The following is a 17,343-nucleotide window of genomic DNA, read 5'->3' as shown; positions in this document are numbered from 1 at the left end:
CAACTGGTCGTCGAACAACTCACGCCGCAACTGGCGGGCTTGCGTCTCCGACTGGCCCTTCTCCTTGGTCATGGTCACAGTCAATCTCCTTCATCTCGGGAGACCACCACTTACACAAACCATCTGACACGCCCGAGTTCTGGGGGCTGAGTTCTGGAACCTGGGGCTGGGGCCCACCCCCGCGGTCCTGTGCCCACCGTCGCGTGGGATCCAACATCCCGCGTGCGCTGTACCCATCGCGAGCCCACCAAACCCACGCGCCACGCCCCACCCCGGGCGACGCGTGGGATCCAACACCCCGCGTGCGCTGCACCCATCGCGAGCCCACCAAACCCACGCGAGCCCCCTCCCGGGCGCCACAGCCCCTGCCCAAACCCACGCGCCACGCCCCACCCCCCGGCGACGCGTGGCATCCAACACCCCGCGTGCGCTACACCCATCGCGAGCCCACCAAACCCACGCGACGCGCCACGACACTGCCCAAACCCACGCGAGCCCCCTCCCGGGCGCCACAGCCCCTGCCCAAACCCACGCGCGACGCCCCACCCCCGGCGTCCACCAGCTCCACCCGTCGCCTCCCGTACACTTCTGCGGTGCCCGAGAACGAGTTGACCCATGCCCAGACCGAGCAGATGGCCCACCTGCTGGCCAGCACGCCCGTCGTCGGTGAGCTGGGACGCCTGTTCGCCGATGCCGGTCACGAGCTGTACCTGGTGGGCGGTCCCGTGCGCGACGCGCTGCTCGGCGTCCTGCAGCACGACCTCGACTTCACCACCAGTGCCCGGCCCGACGACATCGAGAAACTCCTGCGCGGATGGACCAAGGCCGTTTGGGACATCGGCAAGGACTTCGGCACCATCGGCGCCAAGAAGCGGGCCAATGGGGTCGAGTGGCAGATCGAGATCACCACCTTCCGTGCCGACATCTACCGCAGTGACAGCCGCAAGCCCGAGGTGAACTTCGGGGACAACATCACCGATGACCTGGTGCGACGCGACTTCACCGTCAACGCCATGGCCTTCGACGTGGTCAACAACCGTTTCGTCGACCCCTACGGCGGCCTCACCGACCTGGCGAGTCGGGTACTGCGCACCCCGTTCACGGCGGAGCGCTCCTTCAGCGACGATCCACTGCGCATGATGCGCGCCGCCCGCTTCGCCAGCCAGCTGCAGTTCACCGTCGCACCGGATGTGCAGCGGGCCATGACGGACATGGCCGACCGGATCGAGATCATCAGCGCCGAGCGGGTCCGCGACGAGCTGTGCAAACTGCTGCTCACCGACCACCCCCGCCCCGGCCTGAACCTGCTGGTCACCACCGGGCTGGCCGAGCGCGTCCTGCCGGAGCTGGCGGCGCTGCGCCAGACCCAGGACGAGCACAAGCGCCACAAGGACGTCTACGCCCACTCGCTGGTGGTGCTGGACCAGGCCATCGAGCTGGAGCGTGCCCGCGGACACCAACCGGATCTGGTTTTGCGCCTGGCGGCCCTGCTGCACGACGTCGGCAAGCCGGCCACTCGGGTCTTCGAGGAGGACGGCACCGTCAGCTTCCACCACCACGACGTCGTCGGCGCCAAGCTCACTCGCAAACGGATGCGTGCCCTGAAGTTCTCCACCGACGAGACGAAGGCCGTGTGCCAGTTGGTGGAACAGCACCTGCGTTTCCACGGCTACGGCGAGGGCAGCTGGACCGACTCGGCCGTGCGCCGTTATGTCCGCGACGCCGGCGACCAGCTGGAGCGCCTCCACATCCTCACCCGCAGCGACTGCACCACGCGCAACCAACGCAAGGCCGCCCGGCTCCGCGCCGCCTACGACGACCTGGAGCGCCGGATCGCCGAACTCGCCGAACAGGAGGAGCTGGACGCCATCCGGCCCGATCTCAATGGCGACCAGATCATGCAGATCCTCGACCTCAAGCCGGGGCGTGAGGTGGGAGAGGCCTACAAGTTCCTCCTGAACCTGCGCATGGACCAGGGGCCTCTGGGCGAGGAGCAGGCCACGCTGGCACTCCAGCAGTGGTGGCAGACCCGCACCCCTGCGACGGGCAACTAGGCTGGCCGGGTGATCCCCCGCCGTCCGCCCCATCCGCCCGCGCAAGGGCGCGGGCAGGGGCTGTCCCGGCGCAAGCCGTTCCAGGAAACCCGGCGCAAGCCGCTCCAGGAAACCCGGCGCAAGCCCCTCCAGCAACCCTGGCTCGCGGCCCTGCTGGCCATGGTGATCGCCGTTTCGGGCCTCGGAGTCATCTCCCCCGTCCCCGCCGCAGCGGACGAGGCGGCCGGTCTCACCGTGACCCTGCGCTCGGTCTCCCCGGCGTCGGGCACCCGCAATGACACCATCGCCCTGACTGGGACGGTCACCAACGAGACGAGCGCGCCGGTCAGCGACCTCCAGGTGCACCTGTGGCGCTCCACCGACGTCGTGGAGGACGAGGCCAGCCTGGAGGCCGTGCTGGCCACCGCCCCGGAAACACCGCTGGGACGCCGCATGATCTCCGCCGAGGCCGGGAACATCTTCAACATCACCGACGTCGGTGACCAACCGAGCCAGGCCTTCCCCCAGGGCAAGAAGTCCTTCGCGCCAGGGGAGACGGCCGCCTTCAGCGTTCGTGCCAAGGTCTCGGGTGATGAGTCTCTGGGTTTCGACAGTCCGGGCGCCTACCTGGTGGGGGTTCAGCTCCGCGGGATTCCCGACGGTGGCCAGAACCAGACCGTGGGCCGGGCGCGCTCACTGTTCGTGCTGGCTCCTGACTCCGACGAACCTCGGCCCCGGGCTGCGAGCACAGCCCTGGTGCACATGACCACCCGCCCCAGCCTGGTGGGCGGCACCGTCTTCCAGGACGACCACCTGGCGGCGGAACTGCGAGGCCGCCTGCGGCTGCTGCTGGCCCTCGGCCAGACTCCCGGCACCACCCTCCTGGTGGATCCCGCCCTGGTGGACCACCTGTCAGCCATGGCCAGGGGCTACACGGTCCAAGGCAGCCAGGAGGCCACCGCGGCCGGCCAGCGGTCGGCCAAGGAATTCCTGGACGCGCTGACCCCCCTGCTCCGGCAGGGGCGCGCCTACCGCACGCTCTACGGCAGCCCGGACATCGCCCTGGCCGTGGGCAGTGGGCGGCCTGATCTGGTGGCCCGCGCCGCCACGCCTGTGCCCAAGGACCACCTCCTGGCGGGCCTGCCGCTGGCCGTGGTCCCCTCGTCGGAAGGGATTGGCGCCCGCGAGGCATCGGTTCTGTCAACACTCAAGCCATCGCTTCTGGTGCTGCAGGAGACGCCCTCCGATGCGACGGTGCAGGACTGGCCGGCCTCCTCGTCGACGACGGTGGTGCGGGCCCGCACGGATGTCTTCGAGGGAGGCCCCGCGCCCGCCCCGGTGAGCGCCGCGCAGGTGACCGGCCGGCTGCAGGCCACCCAGTTCGTCGCCCGGGAGCCCGTCGTCACGCTGGTCTCCGCCAGCAACCAGTCCGCGGCCGAGCTCGCCGCCGCGCCGTGGCGTACCCGCACGCCACTGGCCACGATCGTCGCCGACGCCGAGGAAGCACCCCGCTGGACCCCGGCCACGAAGGTGGACCAGGTGGACGACCCGGCCTGGATGGAGGCGATGGAGTTGGCCACGGCCGAACTCGATGCCTGGGACGAGCTGGTCGACCAGGAGAGCACCACCCAGCAGTCCGCCAACGGCATCCTGCCGCAGGCCATCAGCACCAATTGGCAGCGTCGCCGTCCCCAGGCGATGTCCTGGCTCAGTGCTGTCCAGAATCGGATGGGCGGTGTGCTGGACACCAACCGGATCAGCCTCCACGTGGTGGAGGACTTCGTCACCAGCGCCCCGGAACAGGAGATCCCCGTCACGATCCGCAACGGCCTGTCCGAACCGATCCGCGTCAAGGTGGACTTCACCAGCGACAATCCGCAACGCATCAGTGTCTCCAACAGCGCGGTGCACCGGGTGGCGCCGGGGGAGTCGGCCACCGTGAAGGTCAGCGTCGTGACGCATGCCAATGGCGCGGTGGGCATGACCGCACGCCTGACCACCGTGACCGGGCGGCCGATCGGGCAGCCCCGCCCCATGACCGTCACTGCCACGCAGATGGGTCGGGTGGGGTGGATCATCATCATCGCCTCGGGCGTCGTCTTCCTGACCGGCACCGCTGCCCGGATCCGTCAGGTGCAGCGGGAACGACGCGGATCGACTAACGTCGAGGCGACGTGAACGGGAACGGGGAGAAGATGTCAGACCGGACGGAGCAGGTGGGGCTGGAAGACCAGCCCTCCGGCCAGCAGCCGCCGATCGTCTCCGCGGGGGACGTGCATGCCGGGCGCTACCGTCTGGAGCAGCAATTGGCCCGACGTGGCGGAACCCTCACGTGGCGCGCCTTCGACCAGAAGCTCTCCCGTTCCGTCCTGGTGCACCTGCTCTCGCCGGAGGATCCCCGCACCCCGGAGGTGCTGGACTCCGCCCGCAAGGCCGCCTTCGCCACCGATTCCCGCTTCCTGCGGGTGCTGGACGCGGTGGTGGGCGAGGAGGCGGGCGACCCGTCGCTGGTGGTCTGCGAGTTCGCCCCCGGTGAGAGCCTGGAGCGTCTGCTGCAGCAGGGTCCGCTGAGCGCCCTGGAGGCCGCCTGGGTGGCGCGGGAACTGGCTGACGCCATGCAGGCGATGCACTCCGAAGGTCTTTTCCACCAGCGGATCAACCCGGACACGGTCATCATCACCGCCACCGGCAATGTGAAGATCGTCGGCTTCCTGATCGAGGCCGCCATGCATCCTGACCAGCAGGAGGAGGGGCGGGCCTGGTCCGAACGGGAGCACGCGGATGTGACCGCGATCGGCAAGGTGCTCTACGCCAGTCTGGTCACCCGCTGGCCCACCGCGCCTGAACAGATGGTCGGCGGCGACGGGCAGCCGCGCCGCACCTGGGGCATGCTGCCGGCCCCCGTGGATGACCATGGCTGGCTGACGCCGCGGCAGGTGCGTTCGGGCGTCTCGCCGGCCCTGGACGAGATCTGTGACCAGGTGCTCTCCAGCAGTCCACGTCGCAATGAGGCACCGCTGTTGACTGCCGCGCAGGTGGCCAAGGCCCTGTCCAGGGTCCTGGGCACCGCGGATGCAGCCGCAGATCTGGAGCGCCGCATGCGCTACCCGGTCGTTCCGCAGGACGACGCCGATGGCAGCGCCGCGCTGCTGGAGACCACCGCCAGCATGCGGGCCGTCGATCCGTCCGATGACGACGAGACCACGGTACGTCCGATGGCGGGCGCCGCAGCAGCCGCTGCAGCGGCCGCTGCGACGACGGTTTCCGCACCGCTTCCCGCCAGCCCCTCGACGCCGTCGGCGCCGCAGGTGGAGGAGACCGGCCAGACGCGCCGTTCCGGGGGCAGTCATCCTGCCACTCGCGCTCCGCACGGGTCCCGCCCACCGCGGCGCCGCTGGCTGATCGTGCTGGTGGCCCTGGTTGGTCTGGCCTTGTTGGTGGGGCTGCTGAAGGTGCTGTTCGGCGACGGTGTCCGCCTCGGCGGTGGCTCGGGCGGCGCCGACGGGGCCGGCAAGCCCGTCGAGATCAAGGCCGTGACGGATTTCGATCCCACTGCCGACGGCGGCAATGCCGAGGAGAACCCGAAGTTGGTTGCCCGGGCCTGGGATGGCGATCCGGCCACCGCATGGCAGAGCCTGACCTACCTGAACGATTCGCGGATGGGCAAGCTGAAGCCCGGTGTGGGCCTGGTGGTTGACCTGGGTGAGCGTCGCACGGTGGGATCGGTGAAGCTCATCATGAAGGGCGCCCCCACGGGCGTGGAGCTCCGGGTCCCCACCGACGGCGCCACGGAGAAGGCTCCGATGACCTCGGGCAAGCGGTGGACCACGGTGGCGCAGGATGCCCAGGCTGGGACCGAGGTGGTCCTCACCCCGGAGCAGGCTGTGGAGGCACGTCATGTGCTGGTCTACGTGACGAATCTGCCCAAGGTGAGCGGCAACAAGTACCAGGCCGCCATCGCGGAGATCGAGGTGCTGGGCTGAGCCAGCCCAGCACCGGCCCGCACCAATCCAGCCCGCACCATTCCGGCGCGCCTGAGCCGGTTGGACGTTCGCTGCGGATCGTGACCCCGGGACCTGCCGAAAGATGTCGACGGGCGACCCCTTGTGGGGTTGCCCGTCGATCGTCCTGGTGCAGGCTGGCCGACTGTGGCCCGTGCGGACCTGGGTCAGGACCTCATGCCCGCGTCAGCCCTTGAGAGCCGCCAGCAGCGTGGGCAGCAGCGCCACGGCCTGGTCATAGGCCGCCATGCTGCGCTTGGCCCGTGCGATGACGACGGCGCCCTCCACGGTGGCCAGGGACAGGGCAGCGAACTCCGCGGCCTTGTCAGCGGTCAGGCCACCACCGGCGAACAGCGCCGTGAGGCGCTCCTGCCAGCTTGCGAACACGTGGGAAGCGGCGCCGAGGAGTTCCTCGGACTCGGTGGCCACGGTGACGGCGACAGCCGCGCAACCCGTGGTCACCTGCGAACCCTCCAGCAGGGTGCGCCAGGTGGCCACCACGGTGGCCAGGACGTCCTCGGCACTCGTGCCGTCGCTGTCCGACAGGGCGGTCAGCATCTGCTGCCCGGCCCGGTCGAGCGCGGCGAGCACCAGCTCGTCCTTGCCCCCTGGGAAGTGGTGGTAGATGGAGCCTCGCGGCGTGTCGGTCAGCTCGATGACCTCGCTGAACGACGTGGCCTGCAGGCCCTTCGATGCAAGCAGCGTGGTGGCCCCCGCCACCATTCGCTCGCGTACGTCCTTTGCCATGTTTCTTGTCCCCCCGAACAATGAATGCAACGACCCGGCGAGGCCGTGCCAGCCCATTCTGCCTCAAAAAAGGTAAGTGGTCCGTCATAAATAAGGTATCCGACACCCCTTTTCCCCGCCAAGACCACACCGGCGTTGACCAAGTGAATTCTCTTGACCATCAGACCAACCAGAGGAATCCCTGCCATGCAAGGAATCCCCAAATATTTGGACGAGGGCCCAGAAAACTTTCATCGGATCATCAGGATATCCTGAACATTTACCAGACGGCCTCTCAGGAAAAGCCCAGCGGGATGTGGGCAGAGCCCTCATCCCGCTGGGCAGTCCTCAGCGTCGTCCCGGTGTCCGATGGGCCGGACTCACTCCTTCACGTCGCCGTCAACCCAGTCGAAGGTCTTGGTCACGGCCTTCTTCCAGTTGCGGAAGAGGCGCTCGCGCTCGTCCTGGTCACACTCCGGCTCCCAGCGCTTGTCCTCCGCCCAGTTGTCGATGACGTCCTGCTCGCCCTTCCAGAAGCCCACGGCGATGCCGGCGGCGTAGGCGGCACCCAGGGCCGTGGTCTCGGCCACCTTCGGGCGCACGACGGGCACGCCCACCTGGCAGGACTGGAAGGCCATCAAGGTCTCGTTGGCGGTCATGCCGCCGTCCACCTTCAACTCGGCCAGCGGGGAACCGGAGTCGGCCTCCATGGCCTCCAGCACCTCACGGGTCTGGTAGGCCGTGGACTCCAGCACGGCGCGCGCGATGTGGCCACGGTTGACATAGCGGGTCAGACCCACCAGGGCGCCACGGGCATCGGAACGCCAGTAGGGAGCGAACAGACCACTGAAGGCCGGGACGAAGTAGGCGCCGCCATTGTCGTCGACCGTCTTGGCCAGCTCCTCCACCTCGGGTGCGCTGTCGAACATCTTGAGGTTGTCGCGCAGCCACTGCACCAACGAGCCGGCCACGGCGATCGAACCCTCCAGCGCGTAGACGGGCTTCTGGTCACCGATCTGGTAGCAGACGGTGGTCAGCAGACCGTTCTTGCTGGGAACGATCTCGTTGCCGGTGTTCATCAGCATGAAGCAACCGGTGCCGTAGGTGTTCTTGGCCATGCCCTTCTCGAAGCAGGCCTGGCCGAAGGTGGCGGCCTGCTGGTCGCCCAGGATGCCGGCGATCGGGATGTCGCGCAGGAAGCCACCCTCGCGTCCCTTTCCGTAGACCTCGGCCGAGCTCTTGATCTCGGGCAGCATGCTCATCGGGATCGTCATGTCCTTGGCGATCTGCTCATCCCACTGCAGGCTCTTGAGGTCCATCAGCATGGTGCGCGAGGCATTGGTGACGTCGGTGACGTGGATCCCTCCCTCGACGCCGCCGGTCATGTTCCACAGCACCCAGGTGTCCATGGTGCCCATCAGCAACTTGCCGGCCTCGGCGTCCTCGCGAGCGCCCTCGACATTGTCCAGGATCCACTTGACCTTGGGGCCACAGAAGTAGGTGGCCAGCGGCAGGCCGACCTTTTCCTTGTACTTGTCCGGATCGCCTCCGCCCAGCTCGTCGACGATCTTCTGGGTGCGGGTGTCCTGCCAGACGATCGCGTTGTAGACCGGCTTGCCGGTCTCCTTGTTCCACACCACGGTGGTCTCTCGCTGGTTGGTGATGCCCACCGCCGCGATGTCGTGGCGGTTCATGTTGCCCTTGCTCAGCGCCTCCGCGACGACCTCGCGGATATTGGCCCAGACCTCCTCGGCATCATGCTCGACCCAGCCCGCACGGGGGAAGATCTGCTCGTGCTCCTTCTGGCCGACGCTGATGATCTTGCCGCCGTGGTCGAAGATGATGGCCCGGCTGCTGGTGGTTCCCTGGTCGATGGCCAGGATGTACTTGCTCTTCATGGTGCGCTCCACTCCGTCGTGAAATCTTGTTGGTTCTGCGGTGTCAGGTCTGGTCGGTCACCAGAAGATCCGGTAGACGACGGCGGCCAGCAGGCCACCAATGGTCGGGCCGATCACGGGCACCCATGCATAACCCCAGTCTGACCCACCCTTGCCCTTGATGGGCAGCACGGCGTGCATCAGGCGCGGGCCCAGGTCACGCACCGGGTTGATGGCATAACCGGTGGGGCCACCGAGCGAGGCGCCGATGCCGACGATCACCAGGGCCACCGCGAGCGGGCCGACGGTGACACCTTGGGTGTAGCCGCTGATGAGCACCCAGAAGACCAGCACGAAGGTGGCGATCACCTCGGTCATCGTGTTCCAGAAGGGATTGCGGATGGCAGGGCCGGTGGCGAAGGTGGCCAGCTTGAGCTCGGGATCGACGTCGGTGTCGTAGTGGTCCTTGTAGGCAGCCCAGGCCAGACCCGCACCGAACATGGCGCCGAGCATCTGTGCCGCCAGGTAGGTGACGATGTTCACCGGCGTCGCCGCCACGCCTTCGGCCAGGTCATTTCCCGCGGCAGCCAGTCCCAGCGTCACCGCGGGGTTCAGGTGCCCACCGGTCTTGTAGGCGACGTAGACGCCGGTGAAGACCGCCAGGCCCCAGCCGAAGTTGATGTGCAGGGTCCCGGAGTTCTGACCCTTCGTCTTGCCCAGCAGGTTGTTCGCCACCACGCCGACACCCAACAGGATGAGCGTCGCCGTACCGAAGAACTCCGACCCGAAGATGACAGGTAGGGCCACCTGTGCGGTTTCCAGAAGGATCACGTCCGTGCCTTTCATGTGCGCGCCCCCGGGCGCGGCGTCTGTGGTTGGCGCCGACAGTGCGGCACACCCTGTGGTTCACGCCAGGCTGTCGCTCCTCGTCGAGCTCATGACCTCGTCGTCCGAGCACCTTGCGCGGACCCAATCCACCATCAAACGCACATGTGCACCAGTAGCATGAACACATGTGCAATGCCGGAGCAGCGCGATGAACGAGCGGTCTGACCACCTGTACCTGGCGGCCTCCCTGTACTACGTGCAGGGCGAGACCATGGAGTCGATCGCCCGCCAACTGAATGTCTCGCGCAGCAGCGTCTCGCGCCTGCTGAAGCAGGCAAGGGAAAGCGGCGTGGTGCAGATCACCCTCACCAATCCGGCCGGGCCGCGTACCTCGCTGGGCGCGCACATCGGCCGGGCCTTCGGGGTGCGCGCCCATGTGGTGCCGGTGCGCGAAGGAGCATCCGACGTCCATCGCCTGGAACGGGTGGCCCGCGCCGCGGGGCAGCTCATCAGCGAGTCGATTCGTGACGACATGGTGATCGGGACGGCCTGGGGCACCACCCTCGGTAGCGTGGTGCAGTACCTGTCACCTCGTGAGGCCCGAAACACCACCGTCGTGCAGATGAATGGTGCGGCCAATCCCAACACGTCGGGCCTACGACACGTCGAGGCCATCAACTCCCAGTTCGCCAACGCCTTCTCCTCGACGGTGGTGCCCTTTCCCGTCCCGGCCTTCTTCGACTACGCCCAGACCAGGCGGGCGATGTGGCGCGAACGCAGCATCCAGTCGGTGCTGGCGCTGCACGAGCGCATCGACCTGGCCCTGTTCGGGGTGGGCGGGCTGAGCGCCGAGGTGCCATCGCAGGTCTACGCCCAGGGCTACCTGGACGAGGCCGACTGGCAGCAGCTGGCGGACGAGCGCGTGGTGGGCGACGTCAACACCGTCTTCCTGCGCGAGGACGGCAGTTGGCAGGACATTCCGCTCAATGATCGGGCCTCGGGCATGACCCCCGACCAACTGCATCGCCTCCCACGCCGAATCTGCGTGGTCGCGGGCGCCGCCAAGGCGCGAGCCCTCAGGGGCGCCCTGCGCGCGCGGGTCGCCACCGACGTCGTGCTGGACGAGGCCTGCGCCCAGGCCCTGCTCGAGCCATTGGAGCCAGCACTGCGTCGCTGAGGCATCGCATCGCCCTGCCGCCCGGCCGCTGCTCTCGGCAGCACACCCCGGCCAGCATGAGAGACTGGGACGCGGCGGCGCACAGCACCCTCCACGCGAGCGCCCCGCGCCCAACCCATCGACGACAGTTCTGGAGCCTCCCTTCGTGACAAGTGCCGACGTGCTCAAGCAAGCGGACCGACGCCGCACCTTCGCGGTGATCAGCCACCCCGACGCCGGCAAGTCGACGCTCACCGAGGCACTCCTGCTGCACGCGCGGGTGCTCAACGAGGCAGGCGCCACCCACGGCAAGGCCGGCCGCAAGGGCACCGTCAGCGACTGGATGGAGATGGAACGCGACCGCGGCATCTCCATCAGCTCCTCGGCCATCCAGTTCGAGCACGACGGGCTGGTCTTCAACGTCGTCGACACCCCCGGCCACGCCGACTTCAGCGAGGACACCTATCGGGTGCTGACCGCCGTCGACAGCGTGATCATGCTGCTGGATGCCGCCAAAGGCATGGAGCCGCAGACCATGAAGCTCTTCGGGGTGTGCAAGCAGCGCCAGATCCCGATCATCACCGTCATCAACAAGTGGGACCGCCCCGGTCATGAGGCACTCGAGCTGCTCGACGAGATCCAGGAGCGCACCGGCATGCGCCCCACGCCGCTCACCTGGCCGGTGGGCATCGCCGGTGACTTCCACGGCGTGGTCGACCGCCGCACGGGCGAATACGTCGAGTACACCCGCACCCCCGGTGGCAGCACGCTCGCCATGGAGCGCCGGATGAGCGCCCAGGAGGCCGAGGCCACCGTTGGCGAACCGTGGACCACGGCGCTGGAGGAGTCGGAGCTGCTGGCCGCCGACGGCTTCGAACACGATCTGGACGACTACCTGGCCCAGCGCAGCAGCGTGGTGATCTTCGCCGCGGCCGTGCTCAACTTCGGCATCGGGCAGCTGCTGCAGGTGCTCTCCGAGCTGGCGCCGCCGCCCAGCCCGCGCCCGGACGAGAATGGTGACCTTCGCCCGGTCGAGGCCCCCTTCAGCGCCCAGGTCTTCAAGGTGCAGGCCGGCATGGACCGCAACCACCGAGACCGGTTGGCCTTCGCCCGCATCTGTTCTGGGCTCTTCCATCGTGGCGACGTGGTCACCCGTGCCGCCACCGGCCGTCCGCTGGCCACCAAGTACGCCTCGAATGTCTTCGGCCGAGACCGTGAGACCGTCGAACAGGCCTGGCCCGGTGACATCATCGGCCTGGTCAATGCCGGCAGCGTCCGGGCGGGCGACACCCTGTACCTGGACGAGCCGGTCACCTTCCCCGAGATCCCGTCCTTCCCGCCGGAACACTTCCAGCAGGCCAGCGCCAAGGACCCCTCGCGCCACAAACAGTTCCAGCGTGGCATCGAGCAGCTCGACCAGGAGGGCGTCATCCAGGTGCTGCGCTCCGATCGTCGGCCCAGCCAGATGCCGATCCTGGCCGCCGTCGGTCCGATGCAGTTCGAGGTGGTGGCCCACCGCATGGAGCACGAGTTCAACTGCCCAATCCGGCTGGACCACCTGCCCTTCGGCCTGGCCATGCGTACCCAACGTTCCGACATCGCCGCCATCGAACGTCGTCAGGGCGTCGAGGTGGCCGAACGCAGCGACGGGATGCTGCTCGCCCTGTTCTCCGACAAATGGCAGGCGCGCTGGGTTCGTCAGGAGAACCCCGACGTCCTGCTCGAACCACTGACCCACGATCCTGCCGATCCCACCGGCAACTGACCCTGCTCGAAAGGAGCAACCATGGCTCGCAATCGCTCGTCATCGCGCAACAAGAAGTCCCTCAGCCGCCCCGACAAGGGCGTGCTGCGGATCATGCCGCTCGGTGGCCTCGGCGAGGTCGGCCGCAACATGGCCGTCCTGGAGTTCGACGGGCGCCTGCTGGTCATCGACTGTGGCGTCCTCTTCCCGGACCCGGACCAGCCCGGCATCGACGTGATCCTGCCCGACTTCGCGCCGATCGCGGACCGGCTGGACGAGATCGACGGCATCGTGCTGACCCACGGCCACGAGGACCACATCGGTGGTGTGCCCTACCTGCTGCAGCTGCGCCCGGACATCCCGCTGGTCGGCTCCCAGCTGACCCTGGCCCTGATCACCGCCAAGCTGCAGGAGTACCGCATCAAGCCGGTGACCCAGATGGTGGCCGAGGGCGACCGGATCAAGGTCGGTTCCTTCGACTGCGAGTTCGCCGCGGTGAACCACTCCATCCCCGACGGTCTGGCGGTCTTCGTCCGCACGCCTGGTGGCACGGTGCTGCACACCGGCGACTTCAAGATGGACCAGTTCCCGCTGGACGACCGCATCACCGACCTGCGCGCCTTCGCCCGTTTCGGTGAGGAGGGCGTCGACGTCTTCATGGTGGACTCCACCAATGCGGAGGTCCCGGGCTTCACCACCGGCGAGCGCGATCTGGGTCCGGCCATCGCCGAGGTCTTCCGCACCTCTCCCAAGCGGATCATCGTCTCCAGCTTCGCCAGCCACGTCCACCGCATCCAGCAGGTGATCGACGCCGCCCATGAGCACGGCCGCAAGGTGGCCTTCGTCGGACGCTCGATGGTGCGCAACATGGGCATCGCCCGTGACCTGGGCTACCTGCAGATCCCGGAGGGCGTGCTGATCGACCACCGTGACCTGATGAAGATGCCCGACAACAAGACGGTGCTGGTGTGCACCGGCTCCCAGGGCGAGCCGATGGCCGCGCTGGCCCGGATTGCCAAGAACGACCACCAGATCAAGGTGGGCCCCGGCGACACCGTGCTGCTGGCCAGCTCGCTGATCCCCGGCAATGAGAGCTCCATCTACGGCATCATCAACCAGCTGGCCGAGCTGGGCGCCAATGTGGTGCACAAGGGCAATGCCAAGGTGCACACCTCCGGTCACGCCAGCGCGGGTGAGCTGGCCTACTGCCACAACATCATCGAGCCGCGCAATGTTCTGCCAGTGCACGGCGAGTGGCGTCATCTGGATGCCCAGGCCACCATCGCCAAGAAGACGGGCGTGCCGGAGGAGAACGTGCTGGTGGTCCGCGACGGCGCCGTGATCGACGTGATCAAGGGTCAGATCAAGGTGGTGGGGCAGGTCTCGGCGCGTCTGGTCTTCGTCGAGGGCGGTCAGGTGGACGCGGTCAATGACGAGACACTGGCCGAGCGACGGGCGCTGGCCGAGGACGGCGTCGTGACCATCCTGCTCTTCATCGACCCGAAGACCGGCAAGATCGTCGAGGATCCCGAATACATCAGCAAGGGCGCCCTGCCCAGCGACGAGGAGTTCGAGGAGCTCACGCCCAAGATCCAGAAGGCGCTCCACACGGCGGTCCAGGCTGGACGCACGGACCAGAATGACCTGGAGACCGAGGTGGCCCGCACGGTCACCAACTGGTTCCGTCGCGGACGTCGCACCAGCCCCGTGGTGATCCCGGTGGTCGTCGACGCCTGACAGGCGCGTGTGAGGGGGCGGGGTGCTTTCCACCCCGCCCCTTGGCATGTCCTCCAGTGGCACGCGTGGGATTCATCGCCCCGCCCCGAAGCCGCCGCGTGGGTTTCCTCACCCCGCGTGGGATTCATCGCCCCGCGTGGGTTTCCTCACCCCGCGTGGGTTCAACCACCCCGCGACGGGTACAACACACGCGAACGCACACAACCCACGCGCCGCCAGAACCAGGAGCAAGCCTGCCCCATCCCCTCCAGCACACCATGAAGCCGCGTGGGTTTCCTCGCCCCGCGTGGGTTCAACCACCCCGCGACGGGTACAACACACGCGAACGCACACAACCCACGCGCCGCGGCCAAGCCAGCTGCACATCCCGACTGCCAGCACTGCCAGCACTTCAAAGAGCACCGGCTCACCACGATCACCTGGCAGGTCTCGAGCACCTGGCAGGCCTGGAGCACCTCGCGGGGCGCTGTGACAGCGGCGACCCGTCAGACCAGGTCCTGGCCGTCAACTCCCTTGTCCAGGGCGATGATGTCCTCGAAGCGCTCGCCCCGACGCAGCATGACCTCACGTCCTTCGTCGACGAGCAGCACACCGGGCTCCGCGAAGCTGAAGGTGGTGGCCATCGGGACGAAGTAGGCGCCGGTGTCCATCACCGTCAGCGTGTCGCCCGTGTGGAGTTCCGGCCCGTACCAGGAGTGCAGCAAGGTGTCCCACGGGGCGCAGGTGGGGCCCACTAGGCGGTACTCGTGGTCAGTCGCCCCCGCGGGGTCGGTGTTCGCGAAGATGTGGTGGTACTCGCTGACGAAGCCGGGCAGCACGTTCACACCAGCGTCCAGGAAGAGGAAGTCGCGGTCGGGCGTGCTGCGCTCGGTGAGCACTCGGGTGACCAGCATCTGGGTGTTGGCCGTCATGCCACGGCCCGGCTCCAGCATCAGGCGCGGCATCGGCCGGTTGCGACGCTCGTAACGGGCGGCGACGTGCTGATGTGTCACGTTGACGAAGTCCTCGATGGTGAGGCCCTCGGTGACGCTGGGCACCGGCAGCGGCTTGCCGAAGTGCACATTGTTCTTGTGGTCCATCTGGGTGAAGTTGTAGGTGGTCGGCACCGCCAGACCGCCGCCCAGGTTCAGGATCTCCAGTTCGAAACCGTCCTCCTCGACGAGTTCGACGAAGTCCAGCACCTCGTCGACGGGCGCTGCCAATCGCTCGACGCTGCCGATGTGGCCGCCGATGTGCTGGTGCAGGCCCACGACGTCGAGCACTCCCGTGGCGCGCGCGGCGCGGAAGACGTCGAGGGCATGGCTGGCGTGGGTGGCGAACTGGCCCTGCCAGGTGCCGCTGGTGGACACGCGAATGCCGACGCGTGGGCGGCGTCCCAGCTCGCGCGCCACGGCGGCGATCCGCTCCACTTCCTCCAGCTGGTTGATGTTGATGATCTGGATTCCGCGCTCGACGGCCAGCCGCAGGCCTTCCTCGCTCTTGCCGGGGCCGTTGAAGATGATGTGTTCGGGCGCGACGCCCAGCTGCAGGGCCAGCCACAGTTCGTAGTGGCTGGTGACCTCGGCACCGACGCCGAGCCGGTCGAGCAACTGCAGGATCCCGGGCACCGGGTTCGACTTGTAGGAGTAGTAGGCCTCCACCAAGGGCTTGCCGTCAGGGCCGGCCTGCAGGAATCGGGCCGCATTGGCTCGGACTGCCGTTCCGTCGACCACGTGCAGTGGCCCGCCGTGGCGCTCGACGAGGTCATCCAGCGCGATGCCCTGGACCAGGAGTCGGCCGGCGTCGTCGCGTTCGAGCCCCCAGACTGACGGTGTGAGCACATTGCCGTTGGTGCGAGAGCGGACTGCGGCGCCAAGGGCTTGCTTCGCGATCGGTTTGGTGCGCTGCATCAGCGGGCTGATCGCGCCACGGGCACGCGAGACGATGGACGCCATGAGAACTCCCCCAAATTCCTGACAGGAGCCCCCATACTGACCCATCGACCGGTTCACTCGCCCAACAAGACAAGCCACAGGCGCCCTGGCCCGCGTGGGTAGCTCTGCAAGACTCAGGGAGCTGTCAGCTGCGACGGGGACTCGACACGGGCATGCGCCCGGCTGCAGGGTCAGATGGATGGGGATCAGTGCGAGCTGCTTGGCCAGACCCCACTCAGTCGATTTCGGCCAGCAGCTGGGCCACGCGCGCGTCGAGCTCGTCCCGCAGGAGGTCCATCCGCTCGTCGCCTTCGATCCCGCGCTGGGAGGGCTCGTCGACCGTCCAGGTCTCGATGCTTCCCTTCATGCCCTTCACGGGTTCGACGACGGCCTCGTCGCCGATCACGACCACCCGGTCCATACGTCGCATGAGCTCGGGGTCGATGGCCTTGGGCTCCTCACCGTCGAAACTGGCCCCAATGCGCTCGACGCTGACTCGAGCGGCCTCGTTGAGCGCCTCGCCGGGGGTGGTGCCGGCCGAGTACACCTGCACCGTGGATCCGGCACGCAACCTCATCAGGGCGGCGGCCATCTGGCTCTTCCCGCCGTTCTTCACGCACACGAACATGACACTCGGCTTCATTTCTCTCCCCACTGTTGCCGTCGGCTTGGTTGGAGACCCTGGGACTTTCCGCGTGGCAACTTGCAGGCGGCAACTTTCACGATGGTAGAGGGGTTCCGCTCAGCCACCCAACAAAATCTCACCGTCGGCCAAACATTGCCCGGAGAGCGGAACACGTCCCGCGACGGGCAGGGCGCGCCCGACTGCGACGCGGGCTCATGGCCCCGAAGGGAGCAGACCTACCGAAACTTATACCCCCCTTGGGTACTAATATGGATCTTGGCCGGACCCGACCACACCTTTCCCAGGAGGAACCATGACCGAACAGAACACCACCGAGGCCAAGAACACCACCGAGGCCACGGCACGTCAGTGCACCTGCGGCTGCGGGCTCGCCGCCAGCGAGTGCACGTGCGCAGAGAACTGCGGTTGCTTGTGCAACACGGACTGCAGGTGCGGCTGCGGCGCCACCGCAGGCGCCTGCACCTGCGGCCCCGAGTGCGGCTGTGGCTGCAGCGAGCCGAAGGAGAGCGCCCCGGCGGGCTCCTGCTCCTGCGGCAGCAAGTGATCTCTCCAATCCAGCGTCTCCAACCCAGCGCCGGGGGGGGGGGGGGGGGGGGGGGGGGGGGGGGGGGGGGGGGGGGGGGGGGGGGGGGGGGGGGGGGGGGGGGGGGGCGGGGGGGGGGGGGGGGGGGGGGCGGGGTCG

The 17,343-nt window shown here is 68.0% G+C and carries 12 protein-coding genes; 6 read left to right on the top strand and 6 right to left on the bottom strand.

The window, feature by feature from the left end; all coding sequences use genetic code 11:
* Nucleotides 1–632: 632 nt before the first annotated feature.
* The 3 genes from ACTQ49_RS14270 to ACTQ49_RS14260 are packed head-to-tail and all read left to right on the top strand — an operon-like array spanning nt 633 to nt 6,016.
* Nucleotides 633–2,054: a CCA tRNA nucleotidyltransferase gene (locus tag ACTQ49_RS14270; protein ID WP_441828507.1), complete on the top strand. Its 1,422-nt coding sequence runs from the start codon at nt 633–635 to the stop codon at nt 2,052–2,054.
* Nucleotides 2,055–2,063: 9 nt separating this feature from the next.
* Nucleotides 2,064–4,211, top strand: a complete 2,148-nt coding sequence (locus ACTQ49_RS14265) for a DUF6049 family protein (RefSeq protein ID WP_441828506.1) — start codon at nt 2,064–2,066, stop codon at nt 4,209–4,211.
* A 17-nt stretch (nt 4,212–4,228) separates the two neighbouring features.
* Complete coding sequence (locus ACTQ49_RS14260) at nt 4,229–6,016, top strand: protein kinase (protein ID WP_441828505.1); 1,788 nt, start codon at nt 4,229–4,231, stop codon at nt 6,014–6,016.
* 204 nt (nt 6,017–6,220) lie between these two features.
* On the opposite strand, the gene ACTQ49_RS14255 is transcribed toward ACTQ49_RS14260, so the two are convergent.
* The 3 genes from ACTQ49_RS14255 to ACTQ49_RS14245 form a co-directional block, all read right to left on the bottom strand.
* A complete protein-coding gene (locus ACTQ49_RS14255; protein ID WP_441828504.1) occupies nt 6,221–6,781 on the bottom strand; it encodes a TetR/AcrR family transcriptional regulator in 561 nt (186 codons plus the stop codon).
* Between the two features lie 359 nt (nt 6,782–7,140).
* Complete coding sequence (gene glpK / locus ACTQ49_RS14250; protein ID WP_441828503.1) at nt 7,141–8,658, bottom strand: glycerol kinase GlpK; 1,518 nt, start codon at nt 8,656–8,658, stop codon at nt 7,141–7,143.
* 57 nt (nt 8,659–8,715) lie between these two features.
* A complete protein-coding gene (locus ACTQ49_RS14245; protein ID WP_441828502.1) occupies nt 8,716–9,483 on the bottom strand; it encodes an MIP/aquaporin family protein in 768 nt (255 codons plus the stop codon).
* 190 nt (nt 9,484–9,673) lie between these two features.
* Here ACTQ49_RS14245 and ACTQ49_RS14240 point away from each other — a divergent pair, with 190 nt between their 5' ends.
* The 3 genes from ACTQ49_RS14240 to ACTQ49_RS14230 all read left to right on the top strand — a co-directional run bounded on the left by ACTQ49_RS14240 (nt 9,674) and on the right by ACTQ49_RS14230 (nt 14,102).
* Nucleotides 9,674–10,642 (top strand): sugar-binding transcriptional regulator, encoded by a 969-nt coding sequence (locus ACTQ49_RS14240; RefSeq protein WP_441828501.1) that lies wholly within the window; start codon nt 9,674–9,676, stop codon nt 10,640–10,642.
* Between the two features lie 145 nt (nt 10,643–10,787).
* Nucleotides 10,788–12,386 carry a peptide chain release factor 3 gene (locus ACTQ49_RS14235; RefSeq protein WP_441828500.1) on the top strand — a complete coding sequence of 533 codons (1,599 nt, stop codon included), beginning with the start codon at nt 10,788–10,790 and terminating at the stop codon, nt 12,384–12,386.
* Nucleotides 12,387–12,407: 21 nt separating this feature from the next.
* Complete coding sequence (locus ACTQ49_RS14230) at nt 12,408–14,102, top strand: ribonuclease J (protein ID WP_441828499.1); 1,695 nt, start codon at nt 12,408–12,410, stop codon at nt 14,100–14,102.
* 485 nt (nt 14,103–14,587) lie between these two features.
* Here the strand turns inward: ACTQ49_RS14230 and ACTQ49_RS14225 are convergent, their stop codons facing one another.
* The 3 genes from ACTQ49_RS14225 to ACTQ49_RS14215 all read right to left on the bottom strand — a co-directional run bounded on the left by ACTQ49_RS14225 (nt 14,588) and on the right by ACTQ49_RS14215 (nt 17,201).
* Nucleotides 14,588–16,036 (bottom strand): diaminopimelate decarboxylase family protein, encoded by a 1,449-nt coding sequence (locus ACTQ49_RS14225; RefSeq protein WP_441828498.1) that lies wholly within the window; start codon nt 16,034–16,036, stop codon nt 14,588–14,590.
* Nucleotides 16,037–16,250: 214 nt separating this feature from the next.
* A complete protein-coding gene (locus ACTQ49_RS14220) occupies nt 16,251–16,658 on the bottom strand; it encodes an arsenate-mycothiol transferase ArsC (protein WP_441828497.1) in 408 nt (135 codons plus the stop codon).
* A gap of 348 nt (nt 16,659–17,006) precedes the next feature.
* Nucleotides 17,007–17,201 (bottom strand): hypothetical protein, encoded by a 195-nt coding sequence (locus ACTQ49_RS14215; protein ID WP_441828496.1) that lies wholly within the window; start codon nt 17,199–17,201, stop codon nt 17,007–17,009.
* Between the last annotated feature and the right edge of the window lie 142 nt (nt 17,202–17,343).

Origin of the sequence: Luteococcus sp. Sow4_B9, assembly GCF_052116585.1 — a bacterium.
Classification (GTDB): domain Bacteria; phylum Actinomycetota; class Actinomycetes; order Propionibacteriales; family Propionibacteriaceae; genus Luteococcus.
This window is presented reverse-complemented; position numbering and strand designations above follow the sequence as displayed.